Genomic DNA, 25,963 nt, shown 5'->3' with positions numbered 1-25,963 from the left:
CTATAGTCCTTTTGCACCGCAGAGCCCTTTGGTATCTGGGTCAGACACCTGCCCATCAGGGTGCAAAACCTGTTTCCACCCTTCAAAATTGCGCTCCCTTTTGCGTAGTGGCCTCTCAACCACCGCTCCCAAAACCATTGCGGGTGCTCCATCAGCGTTTTCGTCCGCTATTCCTCAAGGTTTTTCACAGACAGGACACCTGCATGATCCTTACGCTGCAAGGCGGAGCACAGGCGCGTACCCTCCTGCGCATGCTGGCCGCCGGAACGTCCCGGCCCGGTGTTGATACGGCTCCCGCCACGCAGGGGAACCAGCCCTCACACGCAACAACAGGCCCCTCTGCTTCAACCGGTACACAGTATGCGGAAATGTCTGGTTCACATCCCCAGAATCCCAACCTGTCAAACACGTCATTCCAAAGCACAGCACGCAACCCATCATCCGGTGCAGCGTCCACGTCCTGCACCGCATCAGTAAAAGCAGGGTTTCTACGGGGCAGATCTTACCCGGATGGCACGCCGGTCGCTGCCATTGCTGCCGTGCAGGAATTTGGTGCTGTCATCCGCAAGACAACACACCGGAGCGGTGCCGTATCCATCGTTATTCCGCCCCGGCCATTCATGCGGGCGGCCATGGCGCAGGATGCTCCAAAATGGAAAGAAATCTTCCGCCAGGCTCTTGCTGAAAGCCTCGAAGCGAGCCACCAACCAGAGGCTACATGTCGTATCCTGCACATGCCCACCACTGCCTTGCAGCGCACCGGCCAAGCCATGCAGGCCAGCATCACCAGCGCCATTCAGGCCGTCCATACGCCACCCAACAGCCCGGCTACCATCCACCATAAAGGGTCTGATAAACCGCTTGAGGACACAAAAACACTTCTAAACAGCGTCTCTTTTCAGGTGCAGTCATGAATGGCCTGTTCGGCATCGCGGCAGCGGCCACCATGGCTCTGCTGCCATCAATCCTAGCCACCTTGCGGGTGCAGGATGGCACCATCACGCTGCCAGATGGCTCCGTGCAGCCGTGCTATACGGATGTGCTTGTCACCATCAAGGTGCAGGCCGCCACCAGCGCGGATCTCATACAAACGGCTGGGCTCAACCAGAGTTCTGAAAACCGCCTGGTCTATCTGCCCGGTCTTATCAAAGGGCTGAACCGTACCCATCAGTTTGGGGGAGACAGTCTGTTTTTTGAAGGCGCGGAATGGCTGGTCACAAGCCAGCCCGAAACATGGGGAGGCGGCCAATGGTCCAAACTTCTCGTCACCCGGCAACTGTCATGACCATCCAGCCCGTTACGGCCAGCATCACCACGGCGCTAAGGGAGTTCCTCCGTGCCGTTCTGCCACCAGGTCTGCCGGTGCAACTGGCACAGCAGAACCGCACCGTCGCCCCCGCAGGCCCGTTCGTTCTGCTTACTCTTCTCACACGCCAGCCCCTCGCTACTGTCGCCCAGACAGAAACAGAAACCATAACGACCCTGAGCGTGCCGGAGGAGGTGAGGGTGCAGGTCAGCATCTTCGGGCCCGGCGCGGGGGATAACGCCCAGAGTATCGCTACCCTGTTTCGCACGGACTGGGCATGCCGTTATTTTGAAAACCTGTTTCAAAATAATAAGGAAGAACAGTCCTCAGATGCAGAATCGTCTCTCGGCACAGCAGCAGAGTGGCTGGAAAAATACGCTCCCATCGCACCAGAACCTCACGCTGCCGCTCAATCTGTTTCTCTCCCGGCTGAAGCCTCGAAACCGGGCCCTCTTACACCCTTATCACGCACGCCCCCTCCCAGCGCGGAGGCGTTTCCTCAAAACGCTCCATGCCAGAATACACAGCCTTGCAACGCCTTTCCGGCATCGGTCCCGGCACAACCGGCCGCTTCATGCTACGCACCGGCCCGCATTGTCCCACTTTATGCCGGGCCGCCACGGCAGATGCCTTTTGTAAATGGTGAACGCCAGTTTGAAGAACATTGGCTTCTGGACCTGCATTGTCAGGTGCGCACCACTCTTACGCTTCCCACCACCACGGCCAGCGCCGCCAGCCTTGCGCTGATATGCGCAGATACCCTCACGGATGAGCCCTCTGCATGACCCTACCCATCAGTTCCCTTGTTTCCGTCACGCCGGGCGTGATCTCCCCCGGTGGCACTGTCAGTCTGCTGACCGGCATGCTGTTCTCCACGCATGTCGCGCTGTCCTCCGGCGTTTCAGTGTTCACCTCGGCGGCGGATGTCGCAACGTTATGTGGCGCTTCCAGCCCGGAAGCCGCCATCGCCAGCGTGTATTTTTCAGCCTATACCAACGCGCAGGATACGCCTGAAAAACTCTATATTTTTCAAATTCATGCCACCCCGACGGATGCAGAATACGGCACTTACCTCAGCACCGCTGCTGCAACGGTGAGTGACTGGGCACCGTTCCTGTTTGCACAGGAACCCTCAGCCGCTGCAAAAACACAAATCGCTACCTGGATGGCCGCCAACCCCAACCGATACTGGGGTGTTGTGCCAGATGCAGATGCCACGATCCTCAGCCCCAACGCCACCGACAGTTTCGGTTCAACCGTCAAGGCGCAGTCCACGCCCGGCATGACCTGCCTGTGCAATACGGATGGCACGGGCCTGCTGGCCGGGGCGCTGTGTCTGGGCTGGGCGGCCAGCCTCAACCCGCAACGCACGGGTGGCCGCACCACCCTGATGTTCCGCAACAATGGCGGCGTGACCCCGGCCAACCTCACGCCATCTCAGGCAGAGGCCCTGCTGGCTAACGGCTACAGCTTTTACGGCAGCTATAAAAGCACGGACAGCACATTCAGTTTTCTCAATAACGGGGCGGTCTCCGGTCCGTTCGGCTGGGCAGACAGCTACATCAACCAGATATGGATGAACGCCAGCTTCCAGTCAGAGCTGCTGACCCTGTTCTCCAGCGTTGGCCAAATTCCCTATACCGCACAAGGGGATTCCCTGATCGCCACTGCCGTGCAGGGCACCATTGATACCGCCCTGGCGTTCGGGGCCATCCAGCCCAATGTCACCCTTTCCGCGGCGGAGGCACAGGCCGTCAACGCACAGGCAGGCCGCACCATTGATAGCGTGCTCTCCACCCGTGGCTGGTATCTGCTGCCCGGCGCGTCCTCCGCTTCCGCCAGCACCCGCGCCAGCCGTGGCGCCGTGCAGGGGCGCTTCTTCTACACGGATGGAGAGTCCGTGCAGTCCCTCACTCTGGCATCGGTAGAGGTTCAGTAATTATGGCCGATTATGATATTACAGCCGCCAACTCGGTTTTTACCATCACGGTGCCGGGTCTGTATAACGCGCCCATAACATTGCAGAACTACGCCGCAGACCGTGCTTTTGAAACAGAAGCGCGTGAACTGGCTGAAACGGCCATGAGCATTGATGGCTACCTCAATGCAGGCTGGGTGCCCAACCCCGTAACGCAGACCATTGCGCTGGCCGCCAGTAGTGAAAGTGCTTTGGTATTTGAAGCCATTGTCATGGCGCAGGACTCCCGCCGAGGTCTGTACCGCATGGGGGCTGAAATCCAGATTCCGGCTATTGGCCGCAAATATACCATGGTGCGTGGCCTGCTGCGGTCTATTGTCAGCATTCCCGGCGCAGGCCGCGTGCTGGAAGCCCGGCATTTTGAAATCACGTGGGAGCGTGTTCTGCCCGCCGCCATTTAAGCGGCAGAAAGGAAGAGCCCATGAAAACCATCGATTACACACATAGCAAACCCGGTGCCGATCACGGCAAACGCTTCTGCCTGACCCGCATGGATGCCTTCGCGGCAGATCAGTGGGCGCGGCACACCCTTCAGGCTGCCATACGTGGCGGCGCACGCATCGGGGCTGATCTGGCAGAGGCCGGTGTGGCCGGACTGGCCAGTCTGGGGATAGAGATTTTCGGGTTCATGGAAGAAACCGATCTTGATAACGCCCTCAACCGCCTGATGCAGTGCGTCACCATCCGCCCCGACCCCGCCAACCCGGATCTGACCCGCGCCGTTATTGCCGCCGATTTTGAAGAACCGGAAACACTGGGCATGGTGCGTTCTGAAGTGTTCCGTCTGCATGTGGGTTTTTTACTGGCCGCCGCACACCAGCTTTTCCCCGTTGTGGCGGCCCTGCTGGGCGAGGCAGCCCCCCCCCCGTCCAGTGTGTAAATATTTCTCCCGCATTGTCGGTTGTCCTCTCATCCGGTCTGGCCAGCCTGAAAGACCTGAAAACGGTTTATGATAGCGAGGACCTTTACACATTGCTTGAAGTCGTCTCCGTCACCAACTGGAACACAGCACAAGCCCGCTCAGTCCCCTAACGGCACGTAGTCTCTTTGTCTTCCCGGCTAGTGGCGGCTTTGAAATATCCCGCAAGGAACAGTCCCAATGTCTGAAACCGTTCTGGATGAACTGGTCATCCGCCTTGGGTTGGATACCTCTCCCCTCCAGAAAGATGCCCAGCAGGCCGTTACTGTTCTGGATGCTCTGGCCCAAAAGACGCAAACGGCCACTACTCAAAGCAGAAAAGCAAGTCATCAGGCGGCTTCTTCTTTACGCCATATGCGTAAGGAGGCCATCGGCCTTCTGGGTGTGCTCGCCGGTGGTCGCGGGCTTGCAAACCTTCTGAAACAGCTTTCGCAGACCAACCAGAAAGCAAATGCACCAACCTCTTTGCGGCAGGGCGGAAATACCAAACGGCCCCATTCTTCCAGTTTTTCTACGGGTTTGAACCGTTTTTCAGAGGCACCTCATGCGCTGCGCGGTCCACTTCCATCTCACATGGCAGAACCCAAAGCGTCCCCATTACTCCCACGCCAACAACAGCATACGCCACTACCAGTCTTTATACCCCAGCCTCGTTCGTCTTCACCGTGGCCAGCATCTCTGGCGGGGCAGTCTGTCACACGCCCCCAGCGTCTGCTGCGGCATCCTTCCCGTGCGGTATCGTCTTCTTCTGCGGGCAGCACAACGCCACACAGATCTGTTTCTCCCCGTTATTTCCTCCACACCACAACACATCTTACGCAAAATATTTTCCATTCTGCGTTGCAAAAGAGAGATATTTCGCAAAAATCAGACATCAGGGACACTGCGAGCGCTTCCTCCCAGGGGGCAGATGCTTCTTATCGTAGTGGGGAGTCTTCTATTTCTCCTGACACCTCTTTTACTTCGGGTGCAAGGGCTCCCCTTTTTCCCTCGCATCCACTACAGCACCTAGCCACACGGAATACGCTAGTCACATTTCCATCCAGCAGAGATACCCGAAGCAGAAGTAAAGCTCTCAATTCCACTCAGTCCTATCTTGCCTTGGCGGAACACTCCCCCATTTTGGGGACGCAGAAACCTGCATTGCAGAGAAAGCTCTTTTATTTTCAAAGTAGGTTTTCAGCACCAAATACTCCAAGATTTCACGTTACGCCTATTGCCTCCAATCCTCCACTACCACGTTCCACCTCACCCTCTCGTGGCGATCATCACCCCGCACTGAAAAACCATGTTTCTGCGTCCCGGCCTCTGCACGCCCTCTCTTTTATGCAAGAGCAGAGAAGATCCTTTCCTACTAAAAAACATTTTTCATCTTCAGTTTTCACCTCTTCCCGTGCCCCTGCTGCGTCAATGGCTCGCAGAACATTTTCGCCTGCATGTCCGTCTGCGCCGCAAGTACGCCACAGCGGGAAAGATCCTGTTTTCTTCTCGGATACCCTAAAAGCCCTACAGCCGTTTCTGCCCAATTCTCCCATGCTGCGTGCGGTCAGTGTTCCGGCCGCTCCTGTTTACGGGGCACAAGCCCCAGTGCAGAACACCACACATATTGGGCCTGTCACCATTAGCGTGCCATCAGGAAACCCGCAGGACATTGCTCATGTGCTGCGTGGCCTTGGCGGAGGCGATAGCCATACTCTTAGCAGTCTCGCCACGCATGGGGCTGTATAATATCTTTCCTGTTGTATGAAAGGATCTTCGTATATGCCCATGGTGCCGGTTACACTGCCCTCTGTCTGGACTGTGCCCGTAGCAGCAGGCGTGCCGGTCCTGCTCGGGCAATCTGTCACGCATGGGGTGCAGGCGGCTGCATCCGTCAGTATCGGCACGATGCTGGATGATTTCCTTATCAGTCAGGCGGCTGGCCAATGGGGTATTTTCAACAGTGCTGGGCAAAGTGTGCTCTCTGCGGCACGGGTGCTCTCCGTATCTGGCGAGAGCGAACAGCATATTGCTACAGCTCCCTTGGAAGACGGAAGTTTTCTTTCCTACAGCAAGGTCGCCAGCCCTCGCACACACCGCGTACTCATGGTGTGTGATGGCTCCGAAACCAGGCTGGATGCTCAATCCCTTTCGGCACTTCTGCCAAAACCGGTTTCAACACTGGCTGGGGGAGGAGGGCTTTATGTGCGCAAGGCGTTCTTCGCAACGCTCGCCGCGCTGGAGGCGGATCTGTCACTTTATTCCGTTATCACGCCAGAGCGGAAATACAAGAATGTAAACATTACCGGCTACCGCTGGCTAAGGGATGCGCGGCACGGCATTACCATGCCTGTGGTGGAAATAACGCTTCAGGAAGTACGCCTGTCTGCTACAGAAAATTTTATCACAACGCAGCGGCCCCAAGGGCAGCGGATAGTATGCGGTGGCGTTGTCCCGGCACAATCATCTTCCACAATGTCCTTCACCCGCAGTTTGTATGATAGCACACAAACAGCAGGCGCACCCCACAATACCACAAGCTGGAATAGCCTTGCCGGGTGTCCCTTATGAGCAGCGCCTTTTTCACAATCAGTAGCACCACAGATCTGGTGATGATCCCCCTCGCCACTACGGCCGCTCAGATGCTTAAGGTCACCCTGTCCGGGCAAAGCGTTCAGATTGCCTTGCGCCAACGTTCCACAGGATTATACGCAGATTTCTGGCTGGAAAATAACCGTTTGCTATCTGGCATCTTATGTCAGGACCGCACATGGCTGGCGCGGGATGAAGCCACGGGCTTACCGGGTGATTTTACGTTTACCGATACGCAGGGCACGCAAAATCCGACCTATGAGGAGCTGGGGAGCCGCTATCTTCTCTTTTATCGCGTCGGCTGGTTGTAGCCGCCATATCCGTCCGCGCCGCGCGTGATGCAAAGCCTGTGTGCGTCCTGCTTCTTCAAACACCATTGGCATATCCATGGCTCAATCCGGCTTTTTTACATCTCGTTCCTTGCGCATCACCTTCCGTCTGCTGGCTAATGCGTTTGGCCCAGATGGTGCGGATACCGTTATCCTCACAGGGCTTCGCGTTGCGGTCGATATCACACAAGCGCAGTTTCCAACAGGCGAAATTGCAACCTTGAGAATAAATGGTCTCTCGCCAGACCTGATGAACCGTCTGAGCCTCGCGGCACCCAACCCAACATTCCAAAGTGCAAGCGAAGTTCTGGTTGAAACGGAGGAAGGGACATCCCCCGCTGTTCTGGTTTTTCAGGGTGGGGTCACACTGGCCTATGCAGATTATACAGGCGCTCCAGATGTCGCCTTTATGGTGCAGGCGTTTTCAACAGCACTTCCCAATGCTATGGCCGCGACACCTACCGGCTTTCGGGGGGCTGTTCCAGCCACGACGGTACTGGCGACCGTTGCGCGAAAAGCGGGGCTGACATTCGTCTCACATGGTCTCAATTCTACCCTGCACAACCCGTATCTGGATGGCAGCCCCGGCCAGCAACTTGCTCAATGTGTGGAAATGCTTCCCATGCGGGTCAGCCTTGGGCGCGCTCAACTGGCAGTCTGGCCTGTACACGGGGCGGCCAGCAACAGCGGAACAGGGCTGGCTGTTTCTGTATCAGCCCAAACGGGCCTGATTGGTTATCCCTCATGGTCTGCGGGCGGGATGGCCGCACGCATGCTGTTCACGCCACAAATAGGGTTTAACAGTGTGATCGCTCTCAAAAGCCGTTATCAACCTGCAGGATGGGGCGCGCAGTCTGGTCCTGTCGCCACCGGTTTCTGGGTCGTTACGCAGGTTCGCCATAGTCTGCAAAGTGAAACCCCCAACGGGGTATGGTTTACGGATGTTGTGGCACAGGCGCTTCAGGAGCCCAGCGCATGAGCACCTCTTTTGCAAACACGTATCCCGTTTTTAATAGAGCCGATGCCGCCGCATCAGATTTCAATGCCTTGAACAGAGTCATCGCCCGCCTTTTATCCACACGGCGTACGGTTGTTGTGGTGCAGGTTAAAGCGGTTTCTGGCACGGGCCTCAACCCGGTCGGCTTTGTGGATGTGCAACCCATGGTGCACCAGCAAAATGCCGCGGGGGCAGTTACCCCGCATGGCGTGCTGTATCAGGTGCCCTATTTTCGGCTACAGGGAGGCAGCCGTGCGGTAATTGTTGATCCTGTCGTGGGAGACATTGGGCTGGCGCTTGTGGCAGACCGCGATATCTTCAATGTCAAAACGGCCCGCACTCCGGCTGCTCCCGGTTCTTTCCGTCAGCATAACATGGCGGATGCGCTCTATCTGGGTGGTTTTCTAAATGGCACGCCCCAGACTTATCTTTGGCTCCATGATAAAGGCGTAACTCTTAAAACGGCTGGTACAGTCGATATAATGGCACAAAGCCTGACGTTGACAGGGGATGCCACCATCAATGGTGCGCTACACGTTTCCAAGGATGCTACTGCTTCCGGTATTTCGCTTACGCAGCATACGCACCCAGGGGTGCAACCGGGCAATGGAGAAACGGGCACCCCACAAGGCTAAAAGCCGGGCCAGGCTGGAGGGCCTTACCCGGCTTGGCAGCACAGTCCGGCATCACGCCAGACTGTTATTATTTATTACCTTGTCTTTTGCACTGCGGCCTCCGGCAGTGCGTGACTCATACGGTCAGACGGCATGCACTTTGGCTTCACGCGCCCAGAAGCGCAGGGCACGGCAGGTTTTGACAAATTCCGGAACCGAGGAGGGTTTTTCCAGCGTAATAACCCCTTCATCCAGCGCATCATCCGTCAGGCCCGCTTTTTTCAGCAGCGGAGCAGCTTCAGGCACATGCGCAATGAATTTTGCATGCGCATAGGCATCCGTCACAAAATCCTTGGCGTCTGCGTCGTTCGCAAGCTGTTTAGCTCCGTCTTCAGTAAGCAGAAGAACAACCGCATCATACAACACAGATGGGCCACCCGGCACCCGCTGCCCTGCCGGAACATGCCGACCGCTTGATGTCTTGATCCCGCCAATGTGCGGTGCCACCAGTTCCAGATCAACGCCTTCAGCCTTGGCTGTTTTTTCCAACGCTTCCAGAATGGCGTCGTCCGCACCGTTGGTAATCAGCACACCAATTTTGCGGCCTTCAAAGGTTGTTGGACCATTTTTCAGAATGCTCAGGGCAGGGGACTCTGGCAGGTCAATCACCTTGCTGGCAGGGGGTGCGGCTTCTGGCAGTTTTTCCAGCCCCAACCCGTCAGCCACGGCCTGCGCCAGTCCCGTGTCAATATTCAACAGGTGAGAAACCACCCGGGCACGAATGGCCGGTGTTTCCACCTTGCTGAGTTCAAAGGTAATGGCCTGCTGAATATGCGTCTGCTCTACCTCGGTCTGGCTTTTGTAGAACTGCCGCGCCTGACTGTAATGGTCCGCAAACTTTTCTGACCGCACACGCTCTTTCCGGCCCTCTACGTCCTGCGGATAGGACGTAAAGCCTTTCTGCGGGTTTTCACGCGGGCCACCGGCTTCTCCACCCCAGGAGTTGGGCTCATAATTGACCCGCCCTTTAGGGTTATGCATCGCGCCGTGGCCATCCTGCTGAAAATGATGGAACGGGCATTTGGGCGCATTGATGGGAATATGCGTAAAGTTCGGCCCACCCAGTCGCTTCAACTGCGTATCCAGATAGGAGAAATTGCGGCCCTGAAGCAGCGGATCATTGGTGAAATCAATCCCCGGCACCACGTTCTGGGTGCAGAAGGCCACCTGCTCGGTTTCCGCAAAGAAATTATCCACCATGCGGTCCAGCACCAGTCGGCCAACAGGCTGCACGGGCACCAGTTCTTCCGGAATCAGCTTTGTGGCGTCGAGAATGTCAAAATCGAACGTGTCAGCAAATTCATCGTCAAAAAGCTGCACACCCAGTTCCCATTCCGGGTAGTTGCCTGCCTGAATGGCGTTCCACAAATCACGACGGTGAAAATCAGGGTCGGCACCGTTTATTTTGACGGCCTCGTTCCACACAACAGACTGCAGCCCCTGTTTGGGCTTCCAGTGGAACTTGGCAAAGGTGGATTTGCCATCCGCGGTGACAAAACGGAACGTGTGAACGGCAAAGCCTTCCATAAAGCGGAAGGAACGCGGAATTCCCCGGTCAGACATCACCCACATGATCATGTTCATGCTCTCTGGGGTGAGGGAAATGAAGTCCCAGAAATTATCATGCGCGGATTGTGCCTGCGGAAAAGCGCGGTCCGGCTCTTCCTTCACGGCATGCACCATGTCCGGAAATTTGATGGCGTCCTGAATGAAGAATACGGGAATGTTGTTGCCAACAAGATCCCAGTTGCCTTCCTTGGTATACAGCTTGACCGCAAAGCCACGCGCATCACGCGCCACGTCAAAAGAACCCTTGCTGCCCGCCACGGTGGAAAACCGCACAAACGCGGGCACACGTTCACCCACACGTTGCAGCACATCTGCCCGTGTAATGTCAGACAGGGAATGGGTCAGTTCAAAAAAACCATGCGCGCCATAGCCACGGGCATGCACAACCCGTTCTGGAATACGTTCATGGTCAAAATGGAAAATCTTTTCTCTGAAATGAAAATCTTCCAGAAGGCTTGGGCCGCGTGCGCCTGCTTTCAGTGTGTTCTGATCATCCGCTACAGGCACGCCCTGCTGGGTGGTCAGGGTTGGCACGTCACCGTGGGCGGTCTGGTGTGTTTCGCCACCTGCGCCGCGCTGTACCTTTTCTTCGCCCAATGTCACGGGCTTGCGGTCTGTATCTGTGCTGCTCATATGTCTGCGCCTTCCCTATAAAATCCCGAAATGTGCGGCACCCCATGCACAACCCTGCCAGACAGGATGTGGCCATTGATCCACCTGTCTCGCGCTAGGGTGCCGGGGCGTGGTGTGCTGAAACTTTTCCGTCAGCCGTGCCTGATTTCGGTCTTTAACGCCTTCATGCTGTTCAGGGTTTCCTTGCCTCGAACAAGGTCAGCCATGAGCCTGGCGCAATGCGGTGATTGTCCTTCCCCTTATATCCCGTCAGAAAATAAAGAGTTTATGTCATGCAAACAATGTTGCTTGACTGCGCAACGTGGGATCTGGCGGTTGATGCCGCCGGAAACATAGCCGTAGCCTCCGCTCCTTACGCCGTGGCCCAGAACGTGGCCTGTGCGGTGCGCGTGTTTCTGGGCGAGTGCTGGTACAACACCAGCCTCGGTCTGCCTTACCTGAGCAATATTCTGGGCCGCACCCAGTCCGCCGCCCTGTTCCGGGCTGATGTGGAGCAGACAGCCCTCAGGGTGCAGGGCGTGACCCACGCCACTTGTGTCCTGACCGGCATCAGCCCCCAGCGCCGTCTTTCCGGTGTCATCCAGCTTACTCTTGCAGATGGAAGTCAGACCAGTGTCAGCCTCTAACACCATACCCGGCGCCAGCATAAATCAAACGGCTGGCAGCGGCACAACATCTGTCCCGGCTCCGGTATTGGATGCCACCGGCTTTATCATGCCTGAGGAGCCCGACATGCTGGCAGGCGTTCTGGCGGATATCAACGCAGCCTTTGGCAATACGCTCAATACGGATCTTTCCACTCCCCAGGGGCAACTGGCCATGTCGCTTACCGCCATTCTGGGCGATGCTTATGACCAGTTTCTGGCGCTGGCCAATGGGGTAGACCCCGCCCGTGCCTCTGGCCGGATGCAGGATGCCATTGGCCGCCTTTATTTCATGTCCCGTCTGCCTGCCACGGCTACGGTTGTCACCTGCCTTTGCACTGGCGTTGCTGGCACGCTCATTCCCCAAGGCGCGTTGGTGCAGGACGCCACTGGCAACAGCTATGCGGCAGATGCCGCCATTACGCTGGACGCCACCGGCACAGGCAGCGGTACCTTTTCCTGCACGCAGGCAGGAGAGATCATCTGCCCAGCCCAGAGTATTGCCATCAGTCAGTCTCTGGCCGGGTGGGCAACCGTCACCAACCCCGTGGCGGGGATGACGGGGCGCGCCGTGGAAAGCCGTACCGCGTTTGAAGAACGGCGCAGAATTTCCGTTGCGGCCAACGCCATTGGCCCGCTGGATGCCATCTCTGCCGCCGTTCAGGCTGTGCCCGGCGTGAGTGATGCCTTTGTAACGGATAACAGTACCAGCACCGCCATAACTGTTGGAGGTGTCACACTCGCACCCTACAGTCTGTATGTATGTGTCAGTGGGGGCGCAGATCAGGCCATTGCACAGGCTATTTTGCGAAAAAAGCCGCCCGGCTGCGCCTATACAGGCAGTACCACGGTGACAGTAACGGACCCTAATACGGCCTACAGCACAGCGCCCAGCTACAGTGTCAGCTTTCAGCGGGCCACGCCAACACCGCTTTTTGTAAAAGTGACAATGGTGGCGTCTTCCATGGTGCCCTCCACTGCCACAACGGCTGTGCAGTCCGCCATACAGGCCGCATTTGCGGGGAATGATGGAGGCAGCCGCGCACGGATTGGCGCCACACTGTATGCCAGCCGTTTTTACGCGGGCATTGCCGCACTCGGCACATGGGCGCAGATTGCGGATATTACACTGGGCACTCCTGCTACGCCTAGGGGCGTAAGTGCGACCTTCGGTGTCAGTCAGGTCCCTACGCTTGATCAGGCAAATATCAGTGTGGTGTTTGCCTGATGCAGAATGTGCAGCAAACCGTTCTCTCCCAATATGCATGTGCCCCCAGCCTGAATGCGCTGATTGCCGCATGGAATCAGGCGTTTGACCCCGCCACACTGATTGAAACATGGTACCAGAAGATATGGAATCTGGAGACCGCACAAGGGTATGGGCTGGATGTATGGGGCCGCATTGTGGGCGTGCAGCGTATTCTGAGCATAACATCCGATACTTTCATAGGGTTTGAAGAAGCGGAAGAGTTGACGGAAGAAGGGTTTAACACCGCGCCGTGGTATTCCGGCACCGTCTCGACCGGCAATTATCGCCTGTCTGATGATGGCTTTCGCCAGTTGATCTGCGCCAAGGCCATGGCCAACATTACAGATGGCTCCATTATCAGTCTGAACGCCATTCTCATGACCCTGTTCGCCGGGCAGGGCGATGCCTGGGTCTCTGATAATGGCGGCATGAGCATGACCTATACGTTCGGGTTTGTGCCCTCTGCCGTGCAGATTTCCATAATCCAGAATTCCGGTGTCCTGCCGCGCCCCGCAGGCGTGCGCGTGACCTATGCCATCAAAGGGCAGAAATGAAACAGTCTGATTTTCCTGAACGATTTGCAAAACCCATTGCAGATTTCGCCAGTGCGGGTAATCTGGCCGCCATTCCGGCCACGCAGGCCGCAGCGGGAGATGGCACGGCATCCATCTCTCTTGGTTTCCCGCCAGAAACGTTTATCGGCCGGTCTGCCGGGGGTGTGCCGCCGCGTGGGCAGGACATGAACGGTTTTCTACACCGCCTGTCCGCCGTGTTGCAGGCCTATCAGGCCGGCATGATCGGGCAGTATGATGCCACGTTCGCATCCCACATTGGCGGTTATCCCGCAGGGGCGGTTGTGGCGGGGGCCTCACCGGGCACGTTCTGGGTTTCCATGGCTGAAAACAACATGACCACGCCCGCTGCAAACGGGGCTGCGTGGCAAAACCTGTTTGCACAGTATCTCCCTCTTGCCGGTGGAAAATTGCAGGGCTCCCTTGCCATAGGCAACACCTATTCCTTTGATGCCACGGGCGGATACAGCGTGCTGTATCGCCTCTCCTCCGTGGGGTCTGATGGTGTGCTGGATGTTTATTCCAATGTGGGAGGCACCCGTATCAATGTGGCGCGTATCAGTGCGGATGGTTCCATTTCCATATTTGGCGGTGGCCATTTTTCAGAAAATGGGCAACGGGTGGCCACGCAAAGCTGGGCGAACGGCCAGTTTGCCACACCGGCCTGGGCCAATGCCCAATTTGCTACACCATCATGGGTCAGTTCCCAGTTCGCCCAGTCTTCGTGGGTCAGTTCACAATTCGCAACATCTGCGTGGGTAAACGCCCAGTTTGCAACAAGTGCCTGGGTCTCGGCACAGTTTGCAACATCCTCATGGGTGAACAGCACGTTTGAGCATGCAGGCGTGTGTCTGACAACGTCAAACTACATCAATGATTTTTATACAAATGATGATCGGATTATTAACCTGCCATATGGCAACATGATGCAGTGTTTCAATGTGCAGAATGTTTCCTCCGGGCGTATCACCTTTCCGGTGGCGTTCTCCGGCGCGCCACAATCCATTCAGGTGCAGGCGGTCACTGGCGGGGTTATCTCGCACTATCATTGCGTGTGGGAACCGGACGCCGCAGGTTTCACCCTTAATCTGTATGGCTCCTACAATGCCATTTACGTTCAGGCAAAAGGAAAGAAATGAGCATGACAGAGAATGTTCTTTCCAGTGTGCCTTTTTCCACACTAGCGCAGACACAGGTGCAGGCAGCCTATCCCGCCCGTTATTACGCCGGGTATGATACCGCCGCCACCCAACCCACCCCCGTTACCGCGTGGTATGATACTTGGAGCATGAGCAGCGTGGATGGTTTGCCGCCTGCCAGTCAGCTTCTACCCGTAAGCTTCGCAGACTGGGCCAATACCACCGGCTTTCGTCTACCGGCCGGAAAAGCCGTGCAGAATGGCGCGATTGTGGATTACACGGCTCCACCCCTACCTCTTGCCACACAGGCCGCACGCGCCTTGCAACAGGCCGCCAGCACAAGCTGGGCCACTTACGGTATGTATGGAGAAACGCCCCCCGTTGTGTGGCAGAGCTATCTTGCCAGCCTGCGTGCTTTGGCAAACGGCACAGACACAACCAGCACGCAGCTTCCCACTCCACCGGACATCAGCGCTGCGGCATTCTCTGCGGCCACGCATAAGGCTTCGTTTGTTCAGGAAACAGCTCCTGAACACAAAAGTGTCTCAAACGGTCCGGACATGCCTGATGTGTCTGCCATGCGTCCGTCACGCGCAGCGTCTATCGTCGCCGGGCAGGGAGCATGATTGCTCCATTACCTTCCAGCGGCTGGCACCCTGCACCGGGCCGCACCATACCTGTGGTTGTACCCGCTAGCCTCCGCCTGCGCGGGCTGCTGGGGCAGGCGGTTACAGTGTCATGGTCGCCAAAATCCAGTGCAGATACGCTGGATTTTACCCTGGATACCTCGGAATGGCTGCACGGGACAGGTGATTACCTTGCCAGTGTTGCGGCCAGCGTAACCACTGCCGCGGGGCAGAAGACGGATATGCGCGTGCTGTGGGCCACGCTGGTCAATGGTATGGCGTGTTTGTTTCTAAGTGGCGGTATTCCCGGCACGGTGCAGACCGTTCTGGTGAGCATCACCACGCAGCAGGGGCGCAGCCTCAGCCAGCCGGTTGCCATCGCCATTTTGTCCACCAGCCCTGCAACACCGCCTGCTACAGCACCCAGCCTGCCAGATGGCACACCCGTACCCCCCAATGCCCTTGCGCTTTCCCAGTCGGTTATTCTGACTACGGAAAGCGGAAAACCCTATCTTCTAGCCTGAAGGACACAAAACCCATGTCCGGGTCTTCCACCACGGCGGCCACCCTAAGTGGCACGCCGCTTTCCGCGTTGCCTGTGCAGGCCCAGCCTGCAGCAACGGATCTTGTTTTTGGTATTTTCAACGGGCAGGGGCAGTTTGTACCCCAGGGCAAGATCTGGTCCGGTGCGGTTGATAAAACAGGCGATACACTCTCTGGTTTGCTGGCCTGTCCTCTTATCCCGTCTGCCCCTGCGCATCTGGCCAACAAAGCCTATGTGGATGCCATGAGCGGGCAGGTGCAGGGGGCTGTCTCCACCCTTGTGACACAGGCGCAGGATGCCGCAACACAGGCCGGGCAGGCGGCCTCTGGCGCGGCGGGGGCGGCTGCCACCATTGTGGATGCACAAAAAGGCACCCCCAACGGGCTTGCGGCACTTTCCGCATCCGGCAACCTGCTTCTGGGTGGGCTGGAATGTCTGGGCGTGCGGAATGGCCATGTGCTGATGACGCTTGAACTCCCCACCACAGACCCCGGCGTAGCGGGCGCATGGTGGAACAATGGCGGCTATATCTGCATCTCTCAGGAAAACACATGAGCATGGCACCTGTTCTTAAAACCCGTATCCTGCTTAGTGCGTGTTCCGGGCTGCTGCTGGTTTGGTCTGTGCATACATTTGCAGCCCCGCGCCCCAATCATCTGCTTCCACAATACCAACAGAGCTACCCAGCCGCGCCAGAAATACCTCATGCGTCGGTTTCATCCTTGCGCGCCTCTTCTACTTCCGCGTTTGCTGGCAGCACCACTTTTCCCGCCCACGTTCCTTCAGAACGCTCCGGCAAAGAGGCGCTAGCACGAGGCGCGGTAAAATCTGGACGCGCGAAAGAAAGCTTGCGAACTCTTGGTGTTTCCGCACCGCTCGCCGCCACAGCCGCCACAGCCGCCACAGCCGCCACAGCCGCCACAGCCGCCACAGCCGCCACAGCCGCCACAGCCGCCACAGCCGCCACAGCCGCCACAGCCGCCACAGCCGCCACGCCGGAAACGTATGCGCCCACGCGGCCCCCGGGCGGCATAGATCCTGCAACCGCTGTGCCCTCGTTGTGGCAAAACGCCACCATCGGCCAGATAGGCGCCATGGCGGACGGCAGCGTGCAGCAGTCTGACAAGAACCAGCCCAACGGTGTTGCGGGGCTGGATGCCGCAGGGCGTTTCACCGCTCCAGTTGCGGGGGATGTCACGGCCGCCACAGCCGGCAGCGCGCTGAGTGGTGCCCTCAAGCGCCCGCTGTCCGCGCGTTTTGCCGAACAGCCAAGTGCTGGGGATTTTGGCATCACGCTGGATGGCACCAGTGATGACAGCACCGCTTTGCAGGCCGCCAAGGCAGCGGTGCCAGCGGGCAGCATGGTGCGTATTCCCGCAGGGGTGCTTCACCTCGCAGCCCCTCTGCAAAGTAAGACACCAACCCTGTGGCAGATCAACGGCACCACGCTGGCAGATGGTGCGCCCATTACCAGCCTCGGCACGGATGTGATTGAAAGCACGCTTGAAGGCGGCAAGTATTTTGCACGCGGAGAAAGCCGTGCGGATATGGCTCCCGTGCTCCGTAAGGATCTGGATGTCACCCACACGGGCGGCACCACCGGATTTGTGATGAATCTGGAAAAAGGGAACTGCACCATTCCGGCAGAAGGAGCCGCCCTGAATGATTATGTGTGGTGCCATTCTACCGTTTTGAACAGTTCCGCCTTCGGGGGCGGGCAGCATGTGGCGCAGGCCAGTCTGGCCCAGCGCCCGGCAGATGCGCTGGCTGATGGCAAGGGCTCGCGCTCGCAGATCTGGGCGGGGTATGATGAAGCGCGTGATGAGACCGGGCAGGCGTCCTCTGTTGCCGGAAGCATGGTGGGGCGGGAGGTTGATGTTTACGCCAATGGGGATGATCCCGTAGGCTGGCGTATTGGTCTGCAATTACAGATAGCCGGAACCAGTGCAGATGGCACACCCGGCAAGGTGGGCAAAGGCATTGCCATTGGCAATAATGATGCCACCAGCACATATGGTACGTTGATTGACGCCGCAGGCCGGTTTGATACCGCAGGGATTGATCTCTCCCGTAGCACGCCCGTCAATAACGCGCCGGTGCTGAACATAGGGGCCAACCGCAATCTTGCGTTCAGTGATGATCACAAACCGCATTTTCAGTTTGATTCCGCCGCTTACACCCTGCGCTACTGGTATGATACCGCCAACCTGCTGGCCATTGGCATGCAGGGGGATGTCACAACCAGTATCAGCAACGCTGGCAGCGGCGTGGCATGGACGCTGAACGGCCAGGCCCAGCTTGGCCTGAATTTGACCGGCCTGAACGCACCGGAGGCCCTGCGCCTGGCAGCAGGCCAAACCCTCTCCTGGGAGCCAACGGCTGTTGTGCACAGCGGTTTTGCCAACGGGAAACTGACGGAACAGGTCGCCGCCGGTGTGGCCCGCACGCTGGATACAAGCGGGAACGAGACCCTGCCGGGCAGCCTGCAAAACAGCCAGACCATTGTCAGCCTCACCCAGCCCACGGCACCGGCCTACGTGGCCAAAGGCACCGCCGCCATCGGGCTGGACACCACGGGCCTGACAACGCCGGAAGCCCTGCGCGTGGCGGATGGTCAGGCCATTTCATGGGAGCATACGGCATCCGTGCAAACCCGATACGCCAGCGGCCAGTTGCAGGATAGCCAGAACGGCACCCCCCTGCGCACGCTTGATGCCAGCGGCAATGAAACCGTAACCGGCAGCACGCGCAACAGCGGTATGACCACCAGCCTGAACAATAGCGCAGCCAGCGCCATTACGCTTACCGGCAGCGCGGGCATTGGTGTCAATCTTACAGGGCTTTCCACCTCCAATGCGCTCCGGCTTGGGGATGGTCAGAGCGTTGCGTGGGAGCCCACGGCGGTCATGACCACCGGCTACACCGCCACAGGGCTGACAGATGCCAAAGGCAGCACCCCCTTGCGCCAGCTCGACAGCAACGGGAACGAGACCCTGGCAGGCACCATCACCCCCAATGCGGGCGTGCATCTGCCCACGCTCTCCCGCGCCAGCATCAAGGCCCAACCCAACCCGCCCCCCGGCGTGATGGTGTTTGACGCGGAGGATGACGCCCCGGCCATTTACACCTCCGCCGGGTGGATGCTGGTGGGGCTGAGCGCCCTACCGTAAGGCCCGGTAACGCGGGATTTTTCATATGACTGTTTTGTGTAGTGCCACAGACTGAGGAGAGGGCGGGGGAAGGGAACCTTGCGGAGGGGTTCTGCATTCATGTATGGTAAGCATACCTCATAACCGTGTTTTGCAGAGCTGTAGAGCACCATGAAAGCTGGAATGACCCGCACCCCCCTTCTGATAAGTCTTGCACTGGCGACCGGGCTTTCGCTCGGTCAGGCCCATGCGGCCGCCAAAACGGTCTATTTCCCTCATAACGCGGAAAGCAAGCATATGGCGGGCACTCTGGAAGGCCCGCAAATGGCTGAATACCACCTTGCCCTGCATCAGGGGCAGGAACTGTCCGTTCTGTGCCATTCCCGCAAACGGAGCGTGTCGTTTTTCGTCAAGGACCCAGCAGGCCATCTGCTCTATACCACGGCGGATGGTGGGCTGCGGAACCACCCTTTGCATGACCACTGGCATGGCCGTGTGCCGGAAAATGGCAATTATACCGTAGGCGTTTTTCTGCATCATGGTACGGAGCGAAAAGGCCAGAACGCTTTTTACAAGCTCAACCTGAGCGCTCATTAAAGGCTGCCTGAGCGCACATTTCCTCTCTGTATGGCCCCTATACACGCCCTTCTTCCGCCAAACGGCGGGGAAGGGCGTTTGTGCTCGCCCATGCCCTGCGGCCATGCCGTGAGTGAGGCGGACTTCTGCCGCTGCCTGTGATACATCGCCCGCAGGCGGCTCCCGTCTCCAGGAGGGGCCGCTGGTATGACAGGAGCGGGGGAGCAAATGGAGAAGTCCTTCAAGGCCATGCTGGACAGGGCGAATGAAAGTGTAGCTGTCAAAATGACCATGCTGTTTGGCAGCATCTGGTGCGTTTATGTGTTTTTCCTGTTCTCTCTTGTGCCGGTTCTTGTTCCGGCATGGCAGAATACTCTGCTTTATATCAGCAACTGTATTCAGCTTGTGGCGTTACCAGCGTTAATGGTGGGCAATGCCGTGCTCAGCCGTGGGGCGGACCGTCGTGCTGCGGAGGATCATCAGGCGCTGCTTGAAATCCTTTCAGATGTTCGGGAAGAACTGGCAGACCTGCGGGCCAAAACGGCAGGGCTTGCGCAAAGTACCTCTGCTGCCCTTGCCCGCCCACAGTTGGAGAATCTCTCCATTTCTGACCAGACGTTTCTGGATGTGAATGACAAGGGTGAAGAAACACCCGGCTAGGCACTCGCCTGCAGGCAAATAGAGGGTAGAGAGAACCATGCACCATCAGGCGGCCCCGGCAGTGGCGCTTTATCCTCTGCTCCGTGGTGAAAGGGCCGTAGCATGACCTCCCTTGGCCTGTTTGCCGTTGTCATTACCCTCTCCACGGTTTTTGGCATTATCAATCATCGGCTGTTGCGGCTGCCCCTTACGGTGGGGGTTCTGGTTATCTCCCTGCTGGTATCAGGCGTTCTGGTGCTGGCAGATATCTTCATGCCGTGGCGCGGCGCGCATATGGCCCACCAGCTTCTGGCCCAGATTGATATGCCAACCAGCCTGATGCAGGGCGCATTGGCCTTCCTGCTGTTTGCCGGGGCGCTGGGGGTGGATATGCACTACCTCCTGCTGCGTAAGTTCTCGGTTATTGCGCTGGCCATTCTGGGCACGTTTCTGGCGGTTATTCTGTTTGCATCCGGCATATGGGGCGTGTTCCGGCTGGTGGGGCTTTCAGTCTCTCCCGCATGGTGCGTGGTGCTGGGGGCCGTTCTTGCGCCAACAGATCCGGTTTCCGTGGTGGGCATGTTGCGCAGGCTGGGCCTGCCGGGGCCGGTTCAGGCCCTGTTTGCAGGGGAAAGCCTGCTGAATGACGGCGTGGGCGTGGTGATTTTCACCGTGGCGCTAGGTGTTGCGCATGAAGATCATCCTCCGTCCATCGTGCATCTGGCGGAAGCCTTTGCGCTGGAGGCCGGAGGGGGCGTTGTGCTGGGCCTTGCCTGCGGGTGGCTGGCTGTGCGGGCCCTACGGCTGGTGAAAGATGCCCATCTTGAACTGCTTATCTCTCTGGCCCTGTGCAGCAGTGCATACAGTCTGGCAGGTGCATGGGGGCTTTCCGGCCCCATAGCGGTGGTGATGGCGGGTTTCATGCTTGCGGCACCTCGCACGCAGGCCATGATCTCCGCGCAGGGCCGCAAGGATATGCGGCTGTTCTGGTCGCTGGTGGACGAGATCCTGAACATTATGCTGTTTGTGCTGATAGGGTTTCAGGTGCTCAATGTTGCCTTCAACGTGCCGTTGCTGATGGCCATGGCGCTGGCGGTGCCGCTCTCCATTCTGGCACGTGGGCTGAGTGTGCTGCTGGCCATGCTGCCCGTTTATGTCAGCCGGCAGGACCGCATGGGCGTTCTGGCCGTGTTGACATGGGGCGGCCTGCGCGGGGGTATTTCTGTCTCGCTGGCGCTCAGCCTGCCAGAAGGCCCCATGCGCGACATCTTGATGGGAGTCTGTTATGCGGTGGTCGTGTTTACCATTCTTGTGCAGGGGCTAAGCATCGGCCCCGTGGTGCGCAAATTCCATTCTTCTGAACAGGAAAGCTCTGCCTGATGCTCATGCGGCCTACCGCCCGCTTCCGTCTGCTTACGTCTGCGGTTCTCTCCAGCGTCGCGCTTGCGGGTGACATATCGGGTTTTCCCGGCATGGCGCTGGCGGCGGCACAGCCAGCGGCATCCGGTGCCGCATCTGCCGCCACACAAGGTTCGGCTGGGTCCGCATCTGCTGAGGCCGCATCCGGGGCCGCTGCACCCACGCGGTCTTATGGGGGGGCTTCCGTCACGTCCGCGGCTTCATCCTCTGGGGCGGTTCCATCAGCGGTGTCTTCTTCCAGCGGGCAGGGCACGGGTCCGGCAGCGGCAGTAAGCGCGCAGGGTGGTCAGGCTGCCTCACCAGCCGGGGCGGCAAGCGCCGGGCAGGCAGCGGTTACGCCCGCACACAGGCAAGGGTATGCGGCACGGAACGGGAGCACACGTCAGTCAGCACGTTCGGCTCAGGCACGGCAAGCACCTCCCGGTTCGGCTCAGGCGGAGGGCGTGGAACATGTGGAGGTTACGGCAGATCCCGTGGCCCTGCATGCTGGCGGCGGGATGATCCGCCCGCAGACAGTGCCGCAATCCGTCAGCGTGATTGGTTCGGATTACATTGCCCGGCAGGCGCCTTCCGCCACGGCGTATGATCTGGTGTCCGTTCTGCCGGGGGCCAACGTGTCCTCATCTGATCCGCTGGGTTTTTCTCCCCAGACCAATATCTCGGTGCGTGGGCTGAACGGGGATGCCATTGGGTACGTGCTGGAAGGCATGCCGCTGAATGATATTGCCTATTATACCGGCTACCCCAGCCAGTTTGCCGATAGCGAGAATTATGAAAGCGTGGCGCTGGCGCAGGGATCAGCAGATATTGAAAGCCCGGTGCTAAATGCCGCTGGCGGGCTGATGAACCTGCGGTTCCGCACCCCGGCGGAAAAAGCCGGGGGGATGGTGAATGTCTCCTACGGGTCTTATGACACCAACCGCGAATTCATTCGGCTGGATAGCGGCGAGATTGGCAAGACGGGCCTGCGCGGGTTTGTGTCCTATTCCCACGGTGCTGCGGATAACTGGCGCGGCCCCGGACGGGATGAACGCCAGCATGTGGATTTCAAGCTGCTCAAAACATGGGGCAGGCAGAACAGCGTGGCGCTGCTGGGCTCATGGAATCAGGCCATAGACAGCTATTACCCGCAGGCTACCAAGGAAAGCTGGGCGGAGGATGGCATTCACGGCGCAAACAACCTTGCCCGGCATTATAATCTGCAAAATGACGCACAGGGCACGGATTACTGGCGGCTTTATCGCCAGCCTGAACGCACGCTGTATCTGGCGGCTCCGGTTGAACTGCATATGGCCCATGGGCTGACATGGCGCACAACCCCATATGCACAGGGCGCTTATGGCAACGCACCGGGGGGCACAACCATCCCCACATCCGGGTTGTGGAACGGCAACCAGCTTCTGCCGGACAGCTTCACGCTGCCCAGCACGCAGGATGGCATGGCCACCGTGCGGGCGGATTATACCCAGCGCAGCTATCGCTCCGGCTTTACCACGGCTCTGGAATGGCGGCATGGCCCGAACACGCTGACCGCAGGCTACTGGTATGATTATTCCGATGATGCCGAGTATCAGAGCTTCACACCTGTCAGTGAAAACGGCAATGCCCGTGATATATGGGGTGGCAGCCACGGCACGTCCCTCACACTGGCGGATGGCAGCCTGTTCCGGGCGGTGAACAACCATACCATTTCCCAGACCAACGCCCTGTTTGTGAGCGACAGCCTCTCCCTACTGCATGATAAACTCCTGCTCTCCGCCGGGTTCAAGGAGGTCATGCTTACGCGCAACGGCACCAACGCCATGCCGGGGTCCGCTTATCACGCCAACACCAACACGGCGGTTCCGTTACCGCGTCTGGCCGTGCGGTATCAGATCACGCCGCACCATCAGGTGTTTTTCAATACCACAACCAATTTCCGCACCCCGGCGGAAACAGCGCTCTACAGCGCGTATGATCCTCAGTCTGGCGCGTTGAGCATGCAGGGCGCCACCAACGTCAAAAACGAATATTCCATTTCTGAAGAACTGGGCTACCGTTATGCGGATGATCTGCTGGTGGGTAGCCTCATGCTGTTCAACTACAATTTTACAAACCGCCAGATTGAAACACTGGGGGTTATCAATGGCTCCTATGTGTCCTCCACCCTCAATGCGGGCGGCCAGACATCGCGCGGTGTGGATGTGGAACTGGGCCTGCGCCCGTGGCACCATTTCAGCCCCTACGTGTCTGGTGAATATCTGCACGCCACCATTGATAATGATCTCATGTCTGGCGGTGATCTGTTGCCCACACGCGGCAAACGGGCCGTGCGCAGCCCCACGCTTCAGGCCGCTGCTGGGCTGACCTATGATGATGGCCATGCCTTTGGCGTGTTCACGGTCAAATATACCGGGCACCAATATGCTACCTTCATGAATGATGAACGCATGCCCGATTACGTAACGGCCAACATGGCCGTGGGGTATCGGTTCAATGATGCCTCATTCCTGCATCGGCCCGAACTGCGCATGAATTTTATCAATATCACCAACCAGCATTACCTCTCCGGCGTGGCGGACCCCACATCAAACGCCAAGGACACAACAGGCCGTTATGGCACCACCATAGCGGGTGAAAGCCCTGATTATTACATTGGCGGAGGATTTGCCGCCCTGTTCACGGCATCAACCGGGTTCTAGGCGTGGCGGAGAAACCACACGCACCCGGAACAGGCCGTACCGACACCGGCCCAACCGGAGCGGAACAGAAAAACGCTGATAACCTGAGGGAAAGCGGGGGGGGGCAGGCCAAGCCTTCAGTAACACCGCAGAAAGCAGCGCCTGAGCACGGCTCCTCACATCCTGCCCGCGTGCAGGGTGCCAGTGCAGACAGACCCAGTGCGGGAGAGAGAGACCAGAAGGCCACTGCTGAGGATCATGCCCAGCCCGGCCAGTTTGGCGTGCATGGTGTGCAAACCAAACGGGACTGGCCCTGCCTTACCCTTGCAGAAGTGCAGTCCGTTCTGGCCCATTATCCTTCCGCTCCTTCCGCTCCTTCCGCTGTGCGGATTGTGTGGCACAGCATGCGCCCCTTTTCCGCAGCGGCGCGTGTGCTTGTCTCGCAACCTGATGCAGTGGCGGAGGGGGATAATACGGCGCATACGTTCAGCCAGATTGCCGAACATGACGTCAGTTTATCCCAGCCAGAAGCCGCTTTTATTCTCAAACGGCACCACGCCAGCCTGCGCACTGTTGCCGCGCTGGAGGAAGAGCATGCCTTCATGCGGCATCTGGCGGCCAAAGATGTGCCCGTCTGCCTGCCAGTGGCAACGCGCTCCGGCCATACGGCACTGGCGCAGGGAGAGTGGACCTATGAACTGTTTCCACCTGCCCCCGGCCAGGATGACTACCGGGATGTGATGTCCTGGAAACCTTATCACTCTACTGCTCATGCCCGCGCTGCCGGGCAGGCGCTGGGCCGCCTGCATCTGGCGGCATCTGATTATGCGGCACCATCTCGTGGAGAGGGGACCGTGCCCGCCCCACAAAGGCAGGGCACGAAGACGCAGGCGGAAAATACCTCAGGGAAAGACGATTTTTCACAAGGTATGGCTGTGCCTGCCGGTAGGCCGCTGACATCCAGCATGAACGCCCTTGGCCAGTCAGATCTGCTCCCCGCATTGCGGCAATGGGTAAAGGAGCACCCCGGTCTGGCGGAACAGCTTGCACCCCATACGTGGGAGGACGATGTGCAGGCTGTGCTTACGCCGTTCCATGCCGTATTGCGCCCGCTGCTCCCCCATATTCGTTCCTGCTGGGGGCATGGAGACTGGCACGGTTCCAATCTGTTCTGGCAAAATCCGGAAGAAACGAAAACAGAAGCCAAAGTATCCTGCATTCTGGATTTCGGCATGGCCGAGCGCACCTGCGTTCCGTTTGATCTGGCCGTGGCCATAGAACGCAGCATGATCGACTGGCTGGACCTTTCCCGCTCCCATGGGGTGGTAGCCTACGCGCAACTTGAGGCATTTTTGCAAGGATACCATGCCACGCACCCTCTTGGCGCAGTGGAATGGGCGCAACTGGTGGCGTTCCTGCCGTTGGTGCATGTGGAATTTGCGCTTTCGGAAGTCGCTTATTTTGGAACACTTTTGCAGGATCATGCCTCGGCGGATGTTGCGTATGCTGATTATCTTCTGGGCCATGCCCGCTGGTTCGCCGGGCCGGAGGGGCAGGCGCTTCTGGACTGGCTGACCCGATATGCGGCCCATGTTTCGCCCGCTATCGACGCGGCTGCTTCTTCTGCATCGGAGCATCGTCCCCATGCCTGAAAGGCAGCGTCAGGCCCCTCTCCGATTGAACGGGAGAAAACAGGCTGGGTGGAATTATGTGATGCCATATTTTCAAAAGATATTGTTAAAACAGCCTTGTTTTTACCCTGCTTTGATG

Annotated in this window: 25 protein-coding genes; 24 read left to right on the top strand and 1 reads right to left on the bottom strand. The window is 58.3% G+C overall.

The genetic code is table 11. From position 1 onward, the window contains the following. The first annotated feature begins 203 nt into the window (after positions 1–203). From QWU00_RS04800 to QWU00_RS04750, 11 genes are all read left to right on the top strand, one after another. Entirely contained in the window at positions 204–914 is a 711-nt protein-coding gene (locus tag QWU00_RS04800; RefSeq protein WP_035378394.1) for a hypothetical protein, read from the top strand. Continuing rightward, positions 911–1,285, top strand: coding sequence for a hypothetical protein (locus QWU00_RS04795; RefSeq protein WP_035378396.1), 375 nt, complete (start codon positions 911–913; stop codon positions 1,283–1,285). Before QWU00_RS04800 ends, QWU00_RS04795 begins: the two co-directional genes overlap by 4 nt. Beyond that, positions 1,249–2,091: a phage neck terminator protein gene (locus QWU00_RS04790; protein ID WP_150395666.1), complete on the top strand. Its 843-nt coding sequence runs from the start codon at positions 1,249–1,251 to the stop codon at positions 2,089–2,091. The genes QWU00_RS04795 and QWU00_RS04790 overlap by 37 nt, the downstream gene beginning before the upstream one ends. Further along, positions 2,088–3,245, top strand: coding sequence for a DUF3383 family protein (locus QWU00_RS04785; RefSeq protein ID WP_035378398.1), 1,158 nt, complete (start codon positions 2,088–2,090; stop codon positions 3,243–3,245). The genes QWU00_RS04790 and QWU00_RS04785 overlap by 4 nt, the downstream gene beginning before the upstream one ends. Positions 3,246–3,247: 2 nt before the next feature. After that, positions 3,248–3,685 (top strand): phage tail fiber protein, encoded by a 438-nt coding sequence (locus QWU00_RS04780; RefSeq protein ID WP_006558949.1) that lies wholly within the window; start codon positions 3,248–3,250, stop codon positions 3,683–3,685. A 20-nt stretch (positions 3,686–3,705) separates the two neighbouring features. Continuing rightward, entirely contained in the window at positions 3,706–4,164 is a 459-nt protein-coding gene (locus QWU00_RS04775) for a hypothetical protein (RefSeq protein ID WP_035378401.1), read from the top strand. Positions 4,165–5,613: 1,449 nt separating this feature from the next. Further along, on the top strand, positions 5,614–5,931 hold the full coding sequence (locus QWU00_RS04770) for a hypothetical protein (protein WP_150395665.1): 318 nt from the start codon (positions 5,614–5,616) through the stop codon (positions 5,929–5,931). Positions 5,932–5,964: 33 nt separating this feature from the next. Then, positions 5,965–6,753 (top strand): phage baseplate protein, encoded by a 789-nt coding sequence (locus QWU00_RS04765; protein ID WP_035378405.1) that lies wholly within the window; start codon positions 5,965–5,967, stop codon positions 6,751–6,753. Further along, the gene (locus QWU00_RS04760; protein WP_222941924.1) at positions 6,750–7,085 is read left to right on the top strand and encodes a phage baseplate plug family protein; all 336 of its coding nucleotides are present in this window, start codon (positions 6,750–6,752) and stop codon (positions 7,083–7,085) included. The genes QWU00_RS04765 and QWU00_RS04760 overlap by 4 nt, the downstream gene beginning before the upstream one ends. A 40-nt stretch (positions 7,086–7,125) precedes the next feature. Further along, the gene (locus QWU00_RS04755) at positions 7,126–8,082 is read left to right on the top strand and encodes a baseplate hub protein (RefSeq protein WP_231551615.1); all 957 of its coding nucleotides are present in this window, start codon (positions 7,126–7,128) and stop codon (positions 8,080–8,082) included. Then, positions 8,079–8,735 carry a Gp138 family membrane-puncturing spike protein gene (locus QWU00_RS04750; protein WP_035378410.1) on the top strand — a complete coding sequence of 219 codons (657 nt, stop codon included), beginning with the start codon at positions 8,079–8,081 and terminating at the stop codon, positions 8,733–8,735. The genes QWU00_RS04755 and QWU00_RS04750 overlap by 4 nt, the downstream gene beginning before the upstream one ends. 123 nt (positions 8,736–8,858) lie before the next feature. On the opposite strand, the gene QWU00_RS04745 is transcribed toward QWU00_RS04750, so the two are convergent. Next, positions 8,859–10,976 (bottom strand): catalase, encoded by a 2,118-nt coding sequence (locus tag QWU00_RS04745; protein ID WP_035378412.1) that lies wholly within the window; start codon positions 10,974–10,976, stop codon positions 8,859–8,861. Between the two features lie 272 nt (positions 10,977–11,248). Between QWU00_RS04745 and QWU00_RS04740 the strand changes: the two genes are divergently transcribed. The 13 genes from QWU00_RS04740 to QWU00_RS04680 all read left to right on the top strand — a co-directional run bounded on the left by QWU00_RS04740 (position 11,249) and on the right by QWU00_RS04680 (position 25,845). After that, entirely contained in the window at positions 11,249–11,602 is a 354-nt protein-coding gene (locus QWU00_RS04740; protein WP_035378414.1) for a hypothetical protein, read from the top strand. Between the two features lie 88 nt (positions 11,603–11,690). Next, complete coding sequence (locus tag QWU00_RS04735; RefSeq protein ID WP_392388271.1) at positions 11,691–12,848, top strand: baseplate J/gp47 family protein; 1,158 nt, start codon at positions 11,691–11,693, stop codon at positions 12,846–12,848. Next, complete coding sequence (locus QWU00_RS04730; protein WP_035378415.1) at positions 12,848–13,423, top strand: DUF2612 domain-containing protein; 576 nt, start codon at positions 12,848–12,850, stop codon at positions 13,421–13,423. The genes QWU00_RS04735 and QWU00_RS04730 overlap by 1 nt, the downstream gene beginning before the upstream one ends. Next, complete coding sequence (locus QWU00_RS04725; RefSeq protein WP_052051199.1) at positions 13,420–14,580, top strand: hypothetical protein; 1,161 nt, start codon at positions 13,420–13,422, stop codon at positions 14,578–14,580. Before QWU00_RS04730 ends, QWU00_RS04725 begins: the two co-directional genes overlap by 4 nt. 2 nt (positions 14,581–14,582) lie before the next feature. Next, positions 14,583–15,206 carry a hypothetical protein gene (locus tag QWU00_RS04720; protein ID WP_052051200.1) on the top strand — a complete coding sequence of 208 codons (624 nt, stop codon included), beginning with the start codon at positions 14,583–14,585 and terminating at the stop codon, positions 15,204–15,206. Then, entirely contained in the window at positions 15,203–15,730 is a 528-nt protein-coding gene (locus tag QWU00_RS04715) for a phage fiber-tail adaptor protein (RefSeq protein ID WP_035378416.1), read from the top strand. Before QWU00_RS04720 ends, QWU00_RS04715 begins: the two co-directional genes overlap by 4 nt. 14 nt (positions 15,731–15,744) lie before the next feature. After that, positions 15,745–16,305 carry a hypothetical protein gene (locus QWU00_RS04710; protein WP_035378417.1) on the top strand — a complete coding sequence of 187 codons (561 nt, stop codon included), beginning with the start codon at positions 15,745–15,747 and terminating at the stop codon, positions 16,303–16,305. Beyond that, positions 16,302–18,920, top strand: a complete 2,619-nt coding sequence (locus tag QWU00_RS04705) for a hypothetical protein (protein ID WP_304651027.1) — start codon at positions 16,302–16,304, stop codon at positions 18,918–18,920. The genes QWU00_RS04710 and QWU00_RS04705 overlap by 4 nt, the downstream gene beginning before the upstream one ends. 162 nt (positions 18,921–19,082) lie before the next feature. Continuing rightward, positions 19,083–19,496: a hypothetical protein gene (locus QWU00_RS04700; protein WP_145912851.1), complete on the top strand. Its 414-nt coding sequence runs from the start codon at positions 19,083–19,085 to the stop codon at positions 19,494–19,496. A 207-nt stretch (positions 19,497–19,703) separates the two neighbouring features. Continuing rightward, positions 19,704–20,135, top strand: a complete 432-nt coding sequence (locus QWU00_RS04695; RefSeq protein ID WP_035378422.1) for a hypothetical protein — start codon at positions 19,704–19,706, stop codon at positions 20,133–20,135. A gap of 102 nt (positions 20,136–20,237) precedes the next feature. Beyond that, entirely contained in the window at positions 20,238–21,494 is a 1,257-nt protein-coding gene (locus QWU00_RS04690; RefSeq protein ID WP_035378424.1) for a cation:proton antiporter, read from the top strand. Next, positions 21,494–24,214, top strand: coding sequence for a TonB-dependent receptor (locus QWU00_RS04685; RefSeq protein WP_035378426.1), 2,721 nt, complete (start codon positions 21,494–21,496; stop codon positions 24,212–24,214). The genes QWU00_RS04690 and QWU00_RS04685 overlap by 1 nt, the downstream gene beginning before the upstream one ends. A gap of 2 nt (positions 24,215–24,216) precedes the next feature. Further along, a complete protein-coding gene (locus QWU00_RS04680; RefSeq protein ID WP_035378428.1) occupies positions 24,217–25,845 on the top strand; it encodes a phosphotransferase enzyme family protein in 1,629 nt (542 codons plus the stop codon). The last annotated feature ends 118 nt before the right edge of the window (positions 25,846–25,963 follow it).

Source organism: Acetobacter tropicalis (genome assembly GCF_030644465.1).
Classification (GTDB): domain Bacteria; phylum Pseudomonadota; class Alphaproteobacteria; order Acetobacterales; family Acetobacteraceae; genus Acetobacter; species Acetobacter tropicalis.
Note: the sequence above shows the minus strand (reverse complement) of the source record. Positions and strands in the feature narration are given on the sequence as shown.

Excerpts from the sequence above, each read along its gene's own strand:
- QWU00_RS04685 (WP_035378426.1), top strand. The coding sequence starts at position 21,494 with ATGCTCATGCGGCCTACCGCCCGCTTCCGTCTGCTTACGTCTGCGGTT.
- QWU00_RS04790 (WP_150395666.1), top strand. The coding sequence starts at position 1,249 with ATGGTCCAAACTTCTCGTCACCCGGCAACTGTCATGACCATCCAGCCC.
- QWU00_RS04775 (WP_035378401.1), top strand. The coding sequence starts at position 3,706 with ATGAAAACCATCGATTACACACATAGCAAACCCGGTGCCGATCACGGC.
- QWU00_RS04800 (WP_035378394.1), top strand. The coding sequence starts at position 204 with ATGATCCTTACGCTGCAAGGCGGAGCACAGGCGCGTACCCTCCTGCGC.
- QWU00_RS04795 (WP_035378396.1), top strand. The coding sequence starts at position 911 with ATGAATGGCCTGTTCGGCATCGCGGCAGCGGCCACCATGGCTCTGCTG.
- QWU00_RS04785 (WP_035378398.1), top strand. The coding sequence starts at position 2,088 with ATGACCCTACCCATCAGTTCCCTTGTTTCCGTCACGCCGGGCGTGATC.
- QWU00_RS04715 (WP_035378416.1), top strand. The coding sequence starts at position 15,203 with ATGATTGCTCCATTACCTTCCAGCGGCTGGCACCCTGCACCGGGCCGC.
- QWU00_RS04760 (WP_222941924.1), top strand. The coding sequence starts at position 6,750 with ATGAGCAGCGCCTTTTTCACAATCAGTAGCACCACAGATCTGGTGATG.
- QWU00_RS04780 (WP_006558949.1), top strand. The coding sequence starts at position 3,248 with ATGGCCGATTATGATATTACAGCCGCCAACTCGGTTTTTACCATCACG.
- QWU00_RS04705 (WP_304651027.1), top strand. The coding sequence starts at position 16,302 with ATGAGCATGGCACCTGTTCTTAAAACCCGTATCCTGCTTAGTGCGTGT.
- QWU00_RS04735 (WP_392388271.1), top strand. The coding sequence starts at position 11,691 with ATGCCTGAGGAGCCCGACATGCTGGCAGGCGTTCTGGCGGATATCAAC.
- QWU00_RS04745 (WP_035378412.1), bottom strand. The coding sequence starts at position 10,976 with ATGAGCAGCACAGATACAGACCGCAAGCCCGTGACATTGGGCGAAGAA.
- QWU00_RS04710 (WP_035378417.1), top strand. The coding sequence starts at position 15,745 with ATGTCCGGGTCTTCCACCACGGCGGCCACCCTAAGTGGCACGCCGCTT.
- QWU00_RS04730 (WP_035378415.1), top strand. The coding sequence starts at position 12,848 with ATGCAGAATGTGCAGCAAACCGTTCTCTCCCAATATGCATGTGCCCCC.
- QWU00_RS04770 (WP_150395665.1), top strand. The coding sequence starts at position 5,614 with ATGGCTCGCAGAACATTTTCGCCTGCATGTCCGTCTGCGCCGCAAGTA.
- QWU00_RS04740 (WP_035378414.1), top strand. The coding sequence starts at position 11,249 with ATGCAAACAATGTTGCTTGACTGCGCAACGTGGGATCTGGCGGTTGAT.
- QWU00_RS04750 (WP_035378410.1), top strand. The coding sequence starts at position 8,079 with ATGAGCACCTCTTTTGCAAACACGTATCCCGTTTTTAATAGAGCCGAT.
- QWU00_RS04720 (WP_052051200.1), top strand. The coding sequence starts at position 14,583 with ATGACAGAGAATGTTCTTTCCAGTGTGCCTTTTTCCACACTAGCGCAG.
- QWU00_RS04725 (WP_052051199.1), top strand. The coding sequence starts at position 13,420 with ATGAAACAGTCTGATTTTCCTGAACGATTTGCAAAACCCATTGCAGAT.
- QWU00_RS04695 (WP_035378422.1), top strand. The coding sequence starts at position 19,704 with ATGGAGAAGTCCTTCAAGGCCATGCTGGACAGGGCGAATGAAAGTGTA.
- QWU00_RS04765 (WP_035378405.1), top strand. The coding sequence starts at position 5,965 with ATGCCCATGGTGCCGGTTACACTGCCCTCTGTCTGGACTGTGCCCGTA.
- QWU00_RS04690 (WP_035378424.1), top strand. The coding sequence starts at position 20,238 with ATGACCTCCCTTGGCCTGTTTGCCGTTGTCATTACCCTCTCCACGGTT.
- QWU00_RS04700 (WP_145912851.1), top strand. The coding sequence starts at position 19,083 with ATGACCCGCACCCCCCTTCTGATAAGTCTTGCACTGGCGACCGGGCTT.